The organism is Citrobacter koseri ATCC BAA-895 (genome assembly GCF_000018045.1).
Classification (GTDB): domain Bacteria; phylum Pseudomonadota; class Gammaproteobacteria; order Enterobacterales; family Enterobacteriaceae; genus Citrobacter_B; species Citrobacter_B koseri.
The window spans coordinates 2,532,098-2,545,467 of the sequence record NC_009792.1 but is presented as its reverse complement, the minus strand read 5'-3'; the positions used below and the strand labels follow the sequence as shown (position 1 = coordinate 2,545,467).

Annotated in this window: 13 protein-coding genes; 2 read left to right on the top strand and 11 right to left on the bottom strand. The window is 55.3% G+C overall.

Annotation, left to right across the window (positions count from 1 at the left end):
• Positions 1-12: 12 nt before the first annotated feature.
• From yajO to xseB, 4 genes are read right to left on the bottom strand one after another with little or no spacing between them, the layout of a single operon-like run.
• Positions 13-987 carry a 1-deoxyxylulose-5-phosphate synthase YajO gene (gene yajO / locus CKO_RS11680; RefSeq protein ID WP_024130596.1) on the bottom strand — a complete coding sequence of 325 codons (975 nt, stop codon included), beginning with the start codon at positions 985-987 and terminating at the stop codon, positions 13-15.
• Positions 988-1,043: 56 nt separating this feature from the next.
• Positions 1,044-2,906 carry a 1-deoxy-D-xylulose-5-phosphate synthase gene (gene dxs, locus CKO_RS11675; protein ID WP_012133562.1) on the bottom strand — a complete coding sequence of 621 codons (1,863 nt, stop codon included), beginning with the start codon at positions 2,904-2,906 and terminating at the stop codon, positions 1,044-1,046.
• Positions 2,907-2,938: 32 nt separating this feature from the next.
• Complete coding sequence (gene ispA, locus CKO_RS11670; protein WP_012133561.1) at positions 2,939-3,838, bottom strand: (2E,6E)-farnesyl diphosphate synthase; 900 nt, start codon at positions 3,836-3,838, stop codon at positions 2,939-2,941.
• A complete protein-coding gene (gene xseB / locus CKO_RS11665; RefSeq protein WP_012133560.1) occupies positions 3,839-4,081 on the bottom strand; it encodes an exodeoxyribonuclease VII small subunit in 243 nt (80 codons plus the stop codon).
• 195 nt (positions 4,082-4,276) lie between these two features.
• Here xseB and thiI point away from each other — a divergent pair, with 195 nt between their 5' ends.
• Positions 4,277-5,725 carry a tRNA uracil 4-sulfurtransferase ThiI gene (thiI, locus tag CKO_RS11660; protein WP_012133559.1) on the top strand — a complete coding sequence of 483 codons (1,449 nt, stop codon included), beginning with the start codon at positions 4,277-4,279 and terminating at the stop codon, positions 5,723-5,725.
• Positions 5,726-5,830: 105 nt separating this feature from the next.
• On the opposite strand, the gene yajL is transcribed toward thiI, so the two are convergent.
• Both yajL and panE read right to left on the bottom strand, forming a co-directional pair.
• Positions 5,831-6,421, bottom strand: a complete 591-nt coding sequence (gene yajL / locus CKO_RS11655) for a protein deglycase YajL (protein ID WP_012133558.1) — start codon at positions 6,419-6,421, stop codon at positions 5,831-5,833.
• Positions 6,384-7,295: a 2-dehydropantoate 2-reductase gene (panE, locus tag CKO_RS11650; RefSeq protein ID WP_012133557.1), complete on the bottom strand. Its 912-nt coding sequence runs from the start codon at positions 7,293-7,295 to the stop codon at positions 6,384-6,386. Before panE ends, yajL begins: the two co-directional genes overlap by 38 nt.
• A 124-nt stretch (positions 7,296-7,419) precedes the next feature.
• On the opposite strand from panE, the gene CKO_RS11645 reads away from it, so the two are divergent.
• Positions 7,420-7,911, top strand: a complete 492-nt coding sequence (locus tag CKO_RS11645) for a YajQ family cyclic di-GMP-binding protein (RefSeq protein ID WP_012133556.1) — start codon at positions 7,420-7,422, stop codon at positions 7,909-7,911.
• Between the two features lie 91 nt (positions 7,912-8,002).
• Here CKO_RS11645 and CKO_RS11640 read toward each other — a convergent pair whose 3' ends face one another.
• From CKO_RS11640 to cyoB, 5 genes are all read right to left on the bottom strand, one after another.
• On the bottom strand, positions 8,003-9,367 hold the full coding sequence (locus CKO_RS11640; RefSeq protein ID WP_012133555.1) for an MFS transporter: 1,365 nt from the start codon (positions 9,365-9,367) through the stop codon (positions 8,003-8,005).
• Positions 9,368-9,534: 167 nt separating this feature from the next.
• Positions 9,535-10,425, bottom strand: coding sequence for a heme o synthase (gene cyoE / locus CKO_RS11635; protein ID WP_012133554.1), 891 nt, complete (start codon positions 10,423-10,425; stop codon positions 9,535-9,537).
• 11 nt (positions 10,426-10,436) lie between these two features.
• Positions 10,437-10,766 (bottom strand): cytochrome o ubiquinol oxidase subunit IV, encoded by a 330-nt coding sequence (locus CKO_RS11630; RefSeq protein ID WP_012133553.1) that lies wholly within the window; start codon positions 10,764-10,766, stop codon positions 10,437-10,439.
• On the bottom strand, positions 10,766-11,386 hold the full coding sequence (locus CKO_RS11625; RefSeq protein WP_012133552.1) for a cytochrome o ubiquinol oxidase subunit III: 621 nt from the start codon (positions 11,384-11,386) through the stop codon (positions 10,766-10,768). Before CKO_RS11625 ends, CKO_RS11630 begins: the two co-directional genes overlap by 1 nt.
• The gene (cyoB, locus tag CKO_RS11620) at positions 11,376-13,367 is read right to left on the bottom strand and encodes a cytochrome o ubiquinol oxidase subunit I (RefSeq protein ID WP_012133551.1); all 1,992 of its coding nucleotides are present in this window, start codon (positions 13,365-13,367) and stop codon (positions 11,376-11,378) included. The genes CKO_RS11625 and cyoB overlap by 11 nt, the downstream gene beginning before the upstream one ends.
• Positions 13,368-13,370: the final 3 nt, after the last annotated feature.

Here is a 13,370-nt window from a genome sequence, read left to right as displayed (position 1 = left end):
CATCGGGCAATATTATTTAAATCCGACCACCGGGTGCTGTTTATATGGCGTTTCCAGCTCGGCAATCTGCTCTGGCTTCAACGTCAAATCCACCGCTCCGAGCAACTCATCCAGCTGTTCTTCCCGCGATGTACCGATAATCGGCGCAGCGATGCCTGGTTTACTCAATAGCCATGCCAGCGCCACCTGCGCACGCGTTGCGCCAAGATCCTCACTGACGCCCGTCAGACGCTCTGCAATCCGTGCGTCATTCTCATCGCTCTCGCTGTACAGCGTCTTGCCGAACTCATCGGATACCGAACGTGCGGTGGTTTCTCCCCACGGGCGCGTCAGTCGTCCTCGTGCCAGCGGGCTCCACGGAATCACCGCGATCCCTTCGTGATAGCACAGCGGCAGCATTTCGCGCTCTTCTTCGCGATAGATGAGATTGTAATGATCCTGCATACTGACAAACTGCGCCCAGCCGTGCTGTTTTTGCAGCGCCAGCGCCTGGGCAAACTGCGCGGCGTGCATGGAGGAGGCGCCGATATAGCGCGCCTTACCGGCCTTCACCACATCATTCAGCGCTTCCAGCGTCTCTTCTATCGGCGTGTTGTAATCCCAGCGGTGAATTTGCAGGATATCCACATAGTCCATACCCAGACGTTTCAGGCTGTCATCAATGGAACGCAGGATTTGCGCGCGGGATAATCCTTCTGGCAGGTCGCCGACGCGATGAAAAACTTTGGTGGCGACCACCACCTCTTCGCGGCGGGCGAAATCACGCAGCGCGCGACCCACAATCTCTTCGCTGCTGCCTGCGGAATAGCTATTGGCGGTATCGAAAAAGTTAATACCGCCTTCAAGCGCGCGCTTAATGATGGGGCGGCTGCTTTCTTCCGGTAGCGTCCAGGCGTGATTGCCGCGATCCGGTTCACCGAACGTCATGCAGCCCAGACAAAGGCGAGAAACCCGTAGATCTGTTTTTCCTAAGGTGTTGTATTGCATTGTTCCGCTCCTGTTATACCCGTTATTGATTAAGCATAGCAGGAGCGAGGAGGGGATTATGCCAGCCAGTCCTTGATTTTGGCCTCAATTCCGGCGGCATCCAGACCGAGTTCCGCGCGAGCCTCGTCCTGTGTACCCTGCGGGATAAAGAAGTCCGGCAGGCCGATATTCAGTACCGGAACGACTTTACGATGCGCCATCAGCACTTCGTTAACGCCGCTGCCCGCGCCGCCCATAATGGCGTTCTCTTCAAGCGTGATCAGCACTTCGTGACGTTCAGCCATCTCCAGAATCAACGTTTCATCCAGCGGCTTCACAAAGCGCATGTCGACTAAGGTCGCGTTCAGGGACTCGGCGACTTTTGCCGCTTCCGGCAGTAGCGTACCGAAGTTCAGAATTGCCAGTTTTTCACCCTGACGTTTGACGAGTCCTTTGCCGATCGGCAGTTTTTCCAGCGGCGTCAGTTCCACGCCAACGGCGTTGCCACGCGGATAACGCACTGCCGTTGGGCCATCGTTATAGTGATAGCCGGTGTACAGCATCTGGCGGCACTCGTTTTCATCGCCCGGCGTCATAATGACCATTTCCGGGATGCAGCGCAGGTAAGAGAGATCGAACGCGCCCTGGTGCGTCTGCCCGTCAGCGCCGACGATACCGGCGCGGTCGATAGCAAACATTACCGGCAGTTTTTGGATCGCGACGTCATGCAGCACCTGATCGTAGGCGCGTTGCAGGAAGGTGGAGTAGATCGCCACGATCGGCTTATAACCACCGATCGCCAGACCGGCGGCAAAGGTCACTGCATGCTGCTCGGCAATCGCCACGTCAAAGTAGCGGTCGGGGAATTTACGTGAAAACTCCACCATGCCGGAACCTTCGCGCATTGCCGGGGTGATCGCCATCAGCTTGCTGTCTTTGGCGGCGGTTTCGCACAGCCAGTCGCCAAAGATCTTTGAATAGCTCGGCAGGCCGCCGCTGCTTTTTGGCAGGCAGCCGCTGGACGGGTCGAATTTTGGCACCGCGTGGAAGGTGATTGGATCTTTTTCCGCCGGTTCATAGCCACGACCTTTTTTGGTCATGATATGCAGGAACTGCGGGCCTTTCAGATCGCGCATGTTCTTCAGCGTGGTAATCAGCCCCAGCACGTCGTGACCATCGACCGGGCCGATATAATTAAAGCCCAGCTCTTCAAACAGCGTGCCTGGCACGACCATGCCTTTGATATGTTCTTCGGTGCGTTTGAGCAGCTCTTTGATTGGCGGCACGCCGGAGAACACTTTCTTCCCGCCTTCACGCAGGGACGAGTAGAGCTTGCCGGAAAGCAGCTGCGCCAGGTGGTTGTTCAGCGCGCCGACGTTTTCCGAGATCGACATTTCGTTGTCGTTGAGAATGACCAGCATGTCCGGCTTGATATCGCCCGCGTGGTTCATCGCTTCGAACGCCATCCCGGCGGTGATCGCCCCGTCGCCAATGACGCAAACGGTGCGACGGTCTTTGCCTTCTTTTTCTGCGGCGACCGCAATGCCAATACCTGCGCTAATGGAGGTAGAGGAGTGGCCGACGCTCAGTACGTCGTATTCGCTTTCACCGCGCCACGGGAAGGGGTGCAAACCGCCTTTCTGACGAATGGTGCCTATTTTATCCCGACGCCCGGTGAGAATTTTGTGCGGATAAGCCTGATGCCCCACGTCCCAGATTAACTGGTCAAACGGGGTGTTATAGACATAGTGCAGCGCCACGGTGAGCTCCACCGTGCCCAGCCCGGAGGCGAAATGTCCGCTGGAACGACTGACGCTGTCGAGTAAATAGCGGCGCAGTTCGTCGCAGAGTTTCGGCAGACTCTCTTTTGGTAGCAGGCGTAACTCCGAAGTGGAGTCGACCAGTGCCAGGGTCGGGTATTTGGCTATATCAAAACTCATCAGAGGCCTATTAAGTAAGACTTGTTGTTTGTTTATTTATCACGCTGGATTATGTAGTCCGCTAGCGCTTCCAGTGCCGAGGTATCGAGTGAGAGGTCTGCCAGCTGCGTTAACGACTGACGGGCGTCTTCGATCAGATCCCGGGCTTTATTCCGGGCTTGCTCAAGGCCCAGAAGTGCAGGGTAGGTACTTTTGCCAAGTTGCTGGTCAGCACCCTGACGTTTACCCAACGTTGCAGTATCGCCCACCACATCCAGAATGTCATCCTGGACCTGGAAGGCAAGGCCGATACTTTCTGCGTACTTATCGAGTATCGGCAAGGCGTTTCGTCCGTTTTCTCCGGCACTTAGCGCGCCAAGACGAACCGCAGCGCGAATCAGCGCGCCCGTTTTATGACGATGGATACGCTCCAGCGCCTCCAGCGGCACCTGTTTCCCTTCGGCAGCAAGATCCAACGCCTGGCCACCGCACATTCCGGCGATGCCGCTGGCGTTCGCCAGTTCAGAAATCATAGCAATGCGGTCGCGGTCGGCCACTTCCGGCATCGGGGCATCACTGATGATAGAAAACGCCAGCGTTTGCAGGGCATCTCCGGCCAGAATGGCATTCGCTTCGCCAAATTTGACGTGGCAGGTCGGCAGACCGCGACGCAGGTCGTCGTCGTCCATCGCGGGTAAATCGTCATGAATCAACGAATAAGCGTGAATGCATTCAACGGCGGCTGCCGGAGCATCCAGCGTGGACAGGCTTACGCCAAACATCCTGCCCGTTGCGTAAACCAGGAACGGGCGCAGACGTTTACCGCCTAATAATGCGCCATACTGCATGGTTTCGACCACGGGAGTGTTCTGAAAGGGCAGTGGTGCGATAAAACGGCTCAGCGCCTGGTTGGCCTGCTCGACGCAGGCCTGTAGCTGCTGCGAAAAATCCATTTACTCATTATCCGGTGTAAAAGGCTCAGGAGATGCATCTTCATTGTCAGACAGCAGAATCTGCACACGCTGCTCGGCCTGTTGCAACTTTGCCTGCCCCTGACGCGCCAGCTGCACGCCACGTTCAAATTCGTTCAGCGCCTCTTCCAGCGGCAGGTCGCCGCTTTCCAGACGGGTAACAATCTGTTCCAGCTCGCTCAGCGCTGTTTCAAAGCTGGCGGGCGCCTCATTTTTCTTCGGCATAATGAATATCTGACTCTCAATATTTTCAGCTCTGATATGGTAACGGACTCAGAGCAATTATCAAATAACGCGCAATGTGCACAGGACGACCATGATGGTGGTATACTTCCGCGCCTGGATGCAGCTCCATGTATGGGCTGCTGTACTCTTTTCTCCACGACAAGCCTTGATGCTTGCTTAAGAACCATTGCCGCCATGAAGTTTATCATTAAATTGTTCCCGGAAATCACTATCAAAAGCCAATCTGTGCGTTTGCGCTTTATAAAAATTCTGACCGGGAACATCCGTAACGTGTTAAAGCACTACGATGAGACCCTCGCCGTTGTTCGCCACTGGGATAACATTGAAGTTCGCGCCAGAGATGAAAATCAACGCCTGGCGATTCGCGACGCGCTGACCCGTATTCCGGGCATCCACCATATTCTCGAAGTCGAAGATGTGCCGTTCACTGATATGCACGATATCTTTGAGAAAGCGCTGGTGCAGTATCGCGATCGGCTTGAGGGCAAAACCTTCTGTGTGCGCGTTAAACGTCGTGGTAAGCATGAGTTTAGCTCCATTGAGGTGGAACGTTACGTCGGCGGCGGTTTAAATCAGCATATTGAATCGGCGCGCGTGAAGCTGACCAACCCGGATGTGACGGTACATCTGGAAGTGGAAGACGATCGTCTGCTGCTGATTAAAGGCCGTTACGAAGGTATCGGCGGTTTCCCGATCGGCACCCAGGAAGATGTCCTGTCGCTGATCTCCGGCGGTTTTGACTCCGGCGTTTCCAGCTATATGCTGATGCGTCGCGGCTGCCGCGTACACTACTGCTTCTTTAACCTCGGCGGCGCGGCGCATGAAATCGGCGTTCGTCAGGTGGCGCATTACCTGTGGAACCGCTTTGGCAGTTCGCATCGCGTGCGTTTTGTCGCCATCAACTTTGAACCGGTGGTCGGCGAGATCCTCGAAAAAGTCGATGACGGTCAGATGGGCGTGGTGCTGAAGCGCATGATGGTGCGCGCGGCGTCGAAAGTGGCGGAGCGCTACGGCGTACAGGCGCTGGTGACGGGTGAAGCGCTGGGGCAGGTTTCCAGCCAGACGCTGACTAACCTGCGTCTTATCGACAACGTTTCCGATACGCTGATCCTGCGCCCGCTGATCTCTTACGACAAAGAGCACATCATCAACCTGGCGCGCCAGATTGGTACGGAAGATTTTGCCCGCACGATGCCGGAATACTGCGGCGTTATCTCGAAAAGCCCGACGGTGAAAGCGATCAAGGCGAAGATTGAAGCGGAAGAAGAGCACTTCGACTTTAGCATTCTCGATAAAGTGGTTGAGGAAGCGAGCAATGTCGATATTCGCGAAATCGCCCAACAGACCGGGCAGGACGTGGTGGAAGTGGAAACCGTCAGCGGCTTTGGCCCGAACGACGTGATTCTGGATATTCGCTCCGTTGATGAGCAGGATGACAAACCGCTGAAAATCGAAGGCGTGGATGTGGTTTCTCTGCCGTTCTACAAGCTGAGCACGAAGTTTGGCGATCTCGACCAGAGCAAAACCTGGCTGCTGTGGTGTGAGCGCGGCGTGATGAGCCGTTTGCAGGCGCTCTATCTGCGTGAGCAGGGCTTCCAGAATGTGAAGGTGTATCGTCCGTAATTGTTAGCACGATTGCAGGCCTGATAAGCATCGCGCTATCAGGCGCAACGTATTGCCGGATGACGGCGTAACCGCCTTATCCGGCCTACGCACCGCCATCCGGCGCTATTCGTAGTAATTATAAATTCCCGCCGCCATCACCAGCTGTGACGCCACTTCATGGGCTTTTTCACGGCCAACCAGCAGATCGATAATTTTCAGTCCGAAGTCAATCGACGTCCCTGGCGCCTGGCTGGTCAGCAGCTTCACGCGCGGGTCCCACACCACACGTTTATCCTGCCACTGTTCGGCGGGAATGTTGTCTTTCAACGCCGGGAAGCCGGTCATGTTGCCGATGGGAAAGATATCGTGCGGAACGAGAACCGTGGCGGCCGCTGCGCAAATCGCGGCGACAATACGCCCGGAACGGTGGAACTGCTTAACGGTTTCGACCAGCAACGGGCTGTCGCGAAAACACTCCGCGCCCTTAATGCCGCCAGGCAATACAATGATGTCGTAATCGCCGTCGGCCACCTCGACCAGCGGCGCATCCGCCAGCAGTTTTACGCCACGCGAACAGACTATGGTGAGATTTCCGTCGCTGGCGACGCTCGCGGTCGTGACCTGAATACCGCCACGAACCAGCAGATCGATAGTGGTGACTGCTTCGGTCTCTTCACTACCAGGGGCGAGGCATACCAGTGCCGATGCGCTCATACTCACTCTCCTTTCGCTTTACCATTTCAAACAGACGGGCATTTTCCGGGACGGCGATGCCATGCGCGCGGGCGCGTTTTAATAAATAACCCGTAATATAGTCGATCTCGGTATGACGCAGGGCACGCATGTCCTGCAACATAGACGAGATATTTTCTGCCGTACTCTCAATCACTTGATCGACATAATAACGTAAATCGTCCGCCGACGTATGGTGTCCTTCGCGCTCGATAACCGCAGCGACCTCCTGGCATATCGCCATTACCGCTTCCGGGTGGTGGCGTAATTCGCCGTTGGGGCAGTCCCATAGCGCGGTAAGGGGATTAATCACACAGTTTACCGCCAGTTTGCGCCACATCTCTGCGCGAATGTTGTTGTGCCAGGCGACGTCAGGCAGCACTCCCTGCAAAATATCGGCCAGATAGCTGTAGTCCCCGTCCTGCTCACGCGCCGGGCCAATATGGGTAGTGCCGTTGGCGACATGAATGATGACATTCCCGTCGCGTCTGGCGGCATGCGTCGTGGTACCCATCAGTAACGGCTGCGGGATGTTTTGCAACTCTTCGATTGTGCCCATCCCGTTGTGAATCAGCAGGATCGGCGTGGTTTCAGGCAGAATGGCGACCAGACCTCTTACGGCATCGTAGACCTGCCAGGCTTTCAGCGTGACCAGCAGCAGATCGCTGTTGGCCAGAAAATCAGGATCGTTCGCCGTCAGGGATTCGTTAAATATTGAACCGTCCGTCTCTATCAGATTCACGCTGCAATAGGGTTGCGGTACGCGCAGCCAACCCTGTACTTCATGTCCATGTTTGCACAGCGCTGTAAGCCAAAGTTGCCCTAAGGCTCCGCATCCCAGTACGGTAATTTTCATTGTTCCTCCTCACCTGCAACAGCGCCAGGTGTTATGGCCTAAGTATAGCGCCATCAGCTAAGCTTCTCGTTATGTCTCGTTACGGGTATTATGCTTCGCATCAAAAACGAAGGGAGAGGAAAAGATGCCATCTTTCGATATTGTCTCTGAAGTCGATCTTCAGGAAGCGCGTAACGCAGTAGATAATGCGACTCGCGAAGTTGAATCACGCTTTGATTTTCGTGGCGTTGAGGCCACGTTTGAATTAAACGACGCGAACAAAACCATCAAAGTACTGAGCGAATCGGATTTCCAGGTGAATCAGCTGCTGGATATTCTGCGCGCGAAGCTGCTCAAGCGCGGCATTGAAGGCAGTTCGCTGGATGTGCCGGAAGCATTTGTCCACAGCGGTAAAACCTGGTTTGTGGAAGCAAAGCTGAAGCAGGGCATTGAAAGCGCGGTTCAGAAGAAGATCGTGAAGCTGATTAAAGACAGCAAGCTGAAAGTGCAGGCGCAAATTCAGGGGGAAGAGATCCGTGTGACCGGAAAATCCCGTGACGATCTGCAATCCGTCATGGCGCTGGTGCGCGGCGGGGATTTGGGACAGCCGTTCCAGTTCAAAAACTTCCGCGATTAAGTTGTGATGCCTGATGGCGCTGCGCTTATCCGGCCTACGGACAATGCGGTCTTGTAGGCCGGATAAGGCGGTAGCCGCCATCCGGCACTTCTCACGCCAGCCTGATCGCCTGCTCAACCTCAAAACGGTTGGTCACTTTGCTGTCGATCTTCACATAGGCGGAATGCTCTTTCTCTGCGATCAGTACCTCACTCACACCTTCAGTCGCCAGCAAACGCTGTTTCAGCGCGTCATCGGCGGCAATCTCCGGCGGAATTTCCACGCGTAAGCTGCTGACATACGGCGGTTCTTTCATCGTACTTGCTACCGCCAGCCAGACGACGGTCAGCAATGCGCCAGCCAGAAATACCGCCTGACCGCCGAACAGACCATTCACCCAGCCGCCCAGCGAGCCGCCAATCGCGACGCCGAGGAACTGGCTGGTGGAGTAAACGCCCATCGCGGTGCCCTTATAACCGGCAGGAGACTCTTTGCTGATCAGCGAGGGGAGGAGGGCTTCCATCAGGTTAAAAGCGAGGAAGAACAGCTGTACCCCGGCAATTAATCCCCAGAAGTGCACGCCTGCGCCCCACAGCACGACTTCGGCAATCAATATCAACGCGACGCACAGCAGAAAGACCCGCTTCATCCGGCGTTTGACTTCGGCGTAGATAATGAACGGGACTACGGAGCCAAATGAGATCAGCATTGTGACCAGATAAATTTTCCAGTGCTCGGCGGCGGGGAAACCGGCAGCGGCAAGCTGGCCGGGGAGGGCGACGAAGGTCGACATCAGCAGAATATGCAGACACATGATGCCGAAGTTAAGCTTCAACAGCTTAGGTTCGGCCAGCACTTTGCTGAAACTGCCTTTCACCATGCCGGATTCACGGTTCAATACGTGGGTTGTGCTGTTGGGGACAACCCAAACGGTCAGGGCGATGCCGAGCGCGGCGAGTGCGGCAATCATCCAGAACAGGGCGTTCAGCCCCAGTTTGTGGGTGACGATCGGCCCAAGCACCATCGCAATGGCGAAGGTAATACCAAAACTGACGCCGATAAACGCCATCGCTTTGGTTCGGTTTTGCTCGCGGGTTAAGTCAGACAGCAGCGCCATGACGGCGGCGGCGATTGCGCCGGAGCCTTGCAGCGCGCGGCCAAGAATAATCCCCCAGATGGAGTCAGACAGCGCGGCGATCACGCTACCCAGCACGAACACGGCCAGACCGCCGATAATCAACGGCTTACGCCCGACACGGTCTGAGAGTAACCCAAAGGGGATCTGGAAAACGGCTTGCGCCAGGCCGTAAATACCGATAGCAATTCCGATCAAGGCTTCGCTGGCGCCCTGAAGCGCCATACCATAGGTGGTCAGAACCGGCAGGACCATAAACATGCCAAGCATGCGCAAAGAAAATACAGTCCCTAAACCCCAGGTGGCGCGCAACTCACCCGGCGTCATTTTGTAATCGTTCATTCCCACCTCTGTATAAAATCCGCGACTAGTGTAAAGCGGTAAACGGGTGGGGTAAATACGTGCTTAATGAACAAATGTTGCGTTTGTGAGGGGGATTTTATCAGGCAATAAAATGCCGGATAAGGCGTAAGCCTCCATCCGGCAGAAGATTTGTTGCGGGGCGGGTGTTACCAGACCGAAGCCAGCAAGCTGTGTGAGTCCGGCACCATAAAGTCGACGGACATCATCACGCTTAACGCAGTGATGGCGATGATGGAAAAGCCGAACAGCTTACGCGCCCAGACTTTGTCATCTTCCACTTTGTAACCGCGCAGGGCCATACCGAGCCACCAGACGCTCACGGCTGCCGCGACCACCAGATATTTATATCCGGCATAGCCGCCCAGGGAGAGCATCAGCGTCGCAACGGCAAAGGCGATGATGTACAGCGTGATATGGTTCTTCGCCACCGAGATGCCTTTCACCACCGGCAGAACCGGAATGTTGGCAGCCTGATAATCCTTGAAGCGGAAAATCGCGATGGCGTAAGAGTGCGGCATCTGCCACAGGCTAAAGATCGCCAGCAGAATCAGCGCGCCGCTGTCGAACTCGCCCGTTACGGCGCAGTAGCCAATCACCGGCGGCGCAGCACCGGAGAGAGAACCAATCAGCGTGCCGTAAACGGAGTGGCGTTTCATGTACAGACTATAAATGCCGACATACACCACGAAGCCCATCACCCCCAGCCAGCAGGCCAGAGGATTCGCGCCAAACCATAGCAGCATAAAGCCAGCAATACCCAGCAAGGTGGCGTACACCAGCGAGACAGCAGGAGAAATCAGGCCTTTGACCAGCACCCGATTCTTGGTCCTTTCCATCTTCCTGTCGATATCCCTGTCGATGTAGTTGTTAAATACACAACCCGACGCCACAACCAGTGACACCCCGACCAGCGTATAGATAAACAGGGGATAGTTGATGCTGCCTTTAGAAGCCAGCAGGAATCCCCCAATCACCGAGATCAGGTTGCCAAAGATGATGCCTGGTTTCGTTACTTGCAGGTATTGCTTAAACATCATAACCGCCGCTCTTAGTGCATCATCATATTGTAGTTCAGGTTCCACATAATCCAGATGGAGCCCACCACCAGAATGGCAATGATCAGCACGGTAAAGACAAAGGCCGTCATGTTCCAGCCTTCGTCAGATTTCGTATTCATGTGCAGGAAGCACACCAGATGCACCAGAATCTGCACCACTGCCATCGCCAGGATAGTCCCCAGAATCACGGCCGGGGAACCTGTACCCGTCATCACCATCCAGAACGGAATGACCGTCAGGATGATCGACAGAATAAAACCTGTCATGTAGGTTTTTACGCTGCCGTGGGACGCGCCGCTGTGATCGGTAGAATGACTCATTACATCGCCCCCATCAGATAAACAACAGTGAACACACAGATCCACACCACATCCAGGAAGTGCCAGAACAGGCTCAGGCACATGATGCGGGTACGGTTAGTGCTGGTCAGGCCGCGACGGGCGATCTGCACCATCAGCACCGCCATCCAGATAAGACCGGAGGTGACGTGCAGACCGTGCGTACCGACCAGCGCGAAGAACGCAGACAGGAAGCCGCTGCGATCCGGGCCCATGCCTTCAACAATCAGGTGATGGAATTCGTAGATTTCCATCCCGATAAATCCGGCACCGAACAAGAAGGTCAACGCCAGCCAGGAGACAACCTGGCTCTTGTTATCCTTGTGCATGGCGATAGCCGCCATGCCGTAGGTGATGGAGCTGAACAACAGCAGGAAAGTTTCAACCAGAACGAACGGCAGTTCAAAAATGTCCTTACCTGTCGGGCCGCCTGCGGTGCCGTTCACCAGAACGGCATAGGTTGCGAACAGAATAGAGAACAGAATGCAGTCGCTCATCAGATAGATCCAAAATCCGAAGATTTTGGTCTGGCCTGCATCGTGGTGCCCGTGTTCGTGCGCGTGGGCAGTCGCGTGCGTTTGCGCTAAAGTATCAGTTGCCATTTTTCAGCCCTGCCTTAGAAATCTCATCGAAATGCTGGTTTTCCAGTTTTTCGACTTCCGGGACTGGTACGTAGTAGTCCACGTCCTCGTCAAAGCTCTTAACAATCCAGCTGATGATCATGCCTGCGAAGCTTGCAATCGCCAGCCACCAGATATGCCAGATCATGGCGAAACCAAAAATAGTGGAGAAGGCGGCGATAACGATGCCCGCACCGCTGTTTTTCGGCATATGAATTTCTTCATAATGCGCAGGCTGTTTGTACGCTTCGCCTTTTTCTTTCATTTCCCAGAAGGCATCACGTTCGTGAACGTGCGGCACAACGGCAAAGTTATAGAACGGAGGCGGAGAAGAGGTTGCCCACTCCAGCGTACGCGCGCCCCACGGGTCGCCGGTCAGGTCGCGGTTCTGCTCGCGGTCGCGAATAGAAACGAAGATCTGAATCAGCTGGCACAGGATGCCCAGTGCAATCAGCGCGGCGCCACAGGCGGCAATCAGCAGCATTGGATGGAACTGCGGGTCAATCTGCTGGCTGAGACGACGGGTCATCCCCATGAAGCCCAGCACGTACAGCGGCATAAACGCCACGAAGAAGCCGATGATCCAGAACCAGAATGCGCGTTTACCCCAGGTCTCGTTCAGCGTGAAGCCGAACGCTTTCGGCCACCAGTAGGTCATACCGGCGAAGCACCCGAAGACCACACCGCCGATGATAACGTTATGGAAGTGCGCAATCAGGAACAGGCTGTTGTGCAGAACGAAGTCCGCGCCCGGAACCGCCAGCAGAACGCCAGTCATACCGCCGACCGAGAAGGTCACGATAAAGCCGATCGTCCACAGCATCGCTGAGTGGAAGACGATACGCCCCTGGTACATGGTGAACAGCCAGTTGAAGATCTTAACCCCGGTCGGGATCGCGATAATCATCGTGGTAATACCGAAGAAGGCGTTTACGTTCGCGCCCGCACCCATGGTGAAGAAGTGGTGCAGCCAAACGATGAACGACAGAACGGTGATACACACGGTCGCCCAAACCAGCGAGGTGTAACCAAACAGGCGTTTACGCGAGAAGGTTGCGGCGATTTCGGAGAACACCCCGAAGACCGGCAGAACCAGGATGTACACTTCCGGGTGGCCCCAGGCCCAAATCAGGTTGATGTACATCATCATGTTGCCGCCCATATCGTTGGTAAAGAAATGGGTGCCCAGATAGCGATCCAGGGTCAGCAGCGCGATGGTGACAGTCAGAATTGGGAAGGAGGCGATAATCAGGATGTTCGCGCACAGCGATGCCCAGGTAAATACCGGCATCTTGAACATGGTCATGCCCGGCGCACGCATCTTCAGAATCGTCACGAAGAAGTTGATACCGGTCAGCGTCGTACCGATACCGGATAGCTGGAGACTCCAGATCCAGTAATCGACCCCGACACTCGGACTGTACTCTATTCCCGAGAGCGGTGGATAAGCCAGCCAGCCGGTCTGTGCGAACTCACCAACGCCCAGAGACAGGTTAACCAGGATAACGCCGACAACGGTGAACCAGAAGCTCAGGTTGTTCAGGAACGGGAACGCAACGTCACGCGCGCCGATCTGCAACGGAACCACCAGGTTCATCAGACCGATAACGAATGGCATTGCCACGAAGAAGATCATGATCACGCCGTGAGCGGTGAAGATCTGATCGTAGTGATGCGGCGGCAGGAAGCCCGCTTCACCCGCAGAAGCCAGCGCCTGCTGGCTACGCATCATGATGGCGTCGGCAAAGCCGCGTATCAACATAACAATTGCGACGATGACATACATGATGCCAAGACGCTTGTGGTCAACCGAAGTAAGCCACTCTTTCCATAGGTAGGTCCACTTACCGAAGTAAGTGATCAAGGCTAAAAGCGCCAGACCCCCGACGATAATGGCAGCGATCGTAACCATGACGATAGGTTCATGGAACGGGACTGCATCCAGTGTCAATTTTCCGAACATCGT

Bases quoted from the DNA above. Each gene is read 5' to 3' on its own strand.
- yajO (WP_024130596.1), bottom strand. From the start codon at position 987: ATGCAATACAACACCTTAGGAAAAACAGATCTACGGGTTTCTCGCCTT.
- thiI (WP_012133559.1), top strand. From the start codon at position 4,277: ATGAAGTTTATCATTAAATTGTTCCCGGAAATCACTATCAAAAGCCAA.
- CKO_RS11645 (WP_012133556.1), top strand. From the start codon at position 7,420: ATGCCATCTTTCGATATTGTCTCTGAAGTCGATCTTCAGGAAGCGCGT.
- dxs (WP_012133562.1), bottom strand. From the start codon at position 2,906: ATGAGTTTTGATATAGCCAAATACCCGACCCTGGCACTGGTCGACTCC.
- ispA (WP_012133561.1), bottom strand. From the start codon at position 3,838: ATGGATTTTTCGCAGCAGCTACAGGCCTGCGTCGAGCAGGCCAACCAG.
- cyoE (WP_012133554.1), bottom strand. From the start codon at position 10,425: ATGATGTTTAAGCAATACCTGCAAGTAACGAAACCAGGCATCATCTTT.
- yajL (WP_012133558.1), bottom strand. From the start codon at position 6,421: ATGAGCGCATCGGCACTGGTATGCCTCGCCCCTGGTAGTGAAGAGACC.
- CKO_RS11625 (WP_012133552.1), bottom strand. From the start codon at position 11,386: ATGGCAACTGATACTTTAGCGCAAACGCACGCGACTGCCCACGCGCAC.
- CKO_RS11630 (WP_012133553.1), bottom strand. From the start codon at position 10,766: ATGAGTCATTCTACCGATCACAGCGGCGCGTCCCACGGCAGCGTAAAA.
- CKO_RS11640 (WP_012133555.1), bottom strand. From the start codon at position 9,367: ATGAACGATTACAAAATGACGCCGGGTGAGTTGCGCGCCACCTGGGGT.
- cyoB (WP_012133551.1), bottom strand. From the start codon at position 13,367: ATGTTCGGAAAATTGACACTGGATGCAGTCCCGTTCCATGAACCTATC.
- panE (WP_012133557.1), bottom strand. From the start codon at position 7,295: ATGAAAATTACCGTACTGGGATGCGGAGCCTTAGGGCAACTTTGGCTT.
- xseB (WP_012133560.1), bottom strand. From the start codon at position 4,081: ATGCCGAAGAAAAATGAGGCGCCCGCCAGCTTTGAAACAGCGCTGAGC.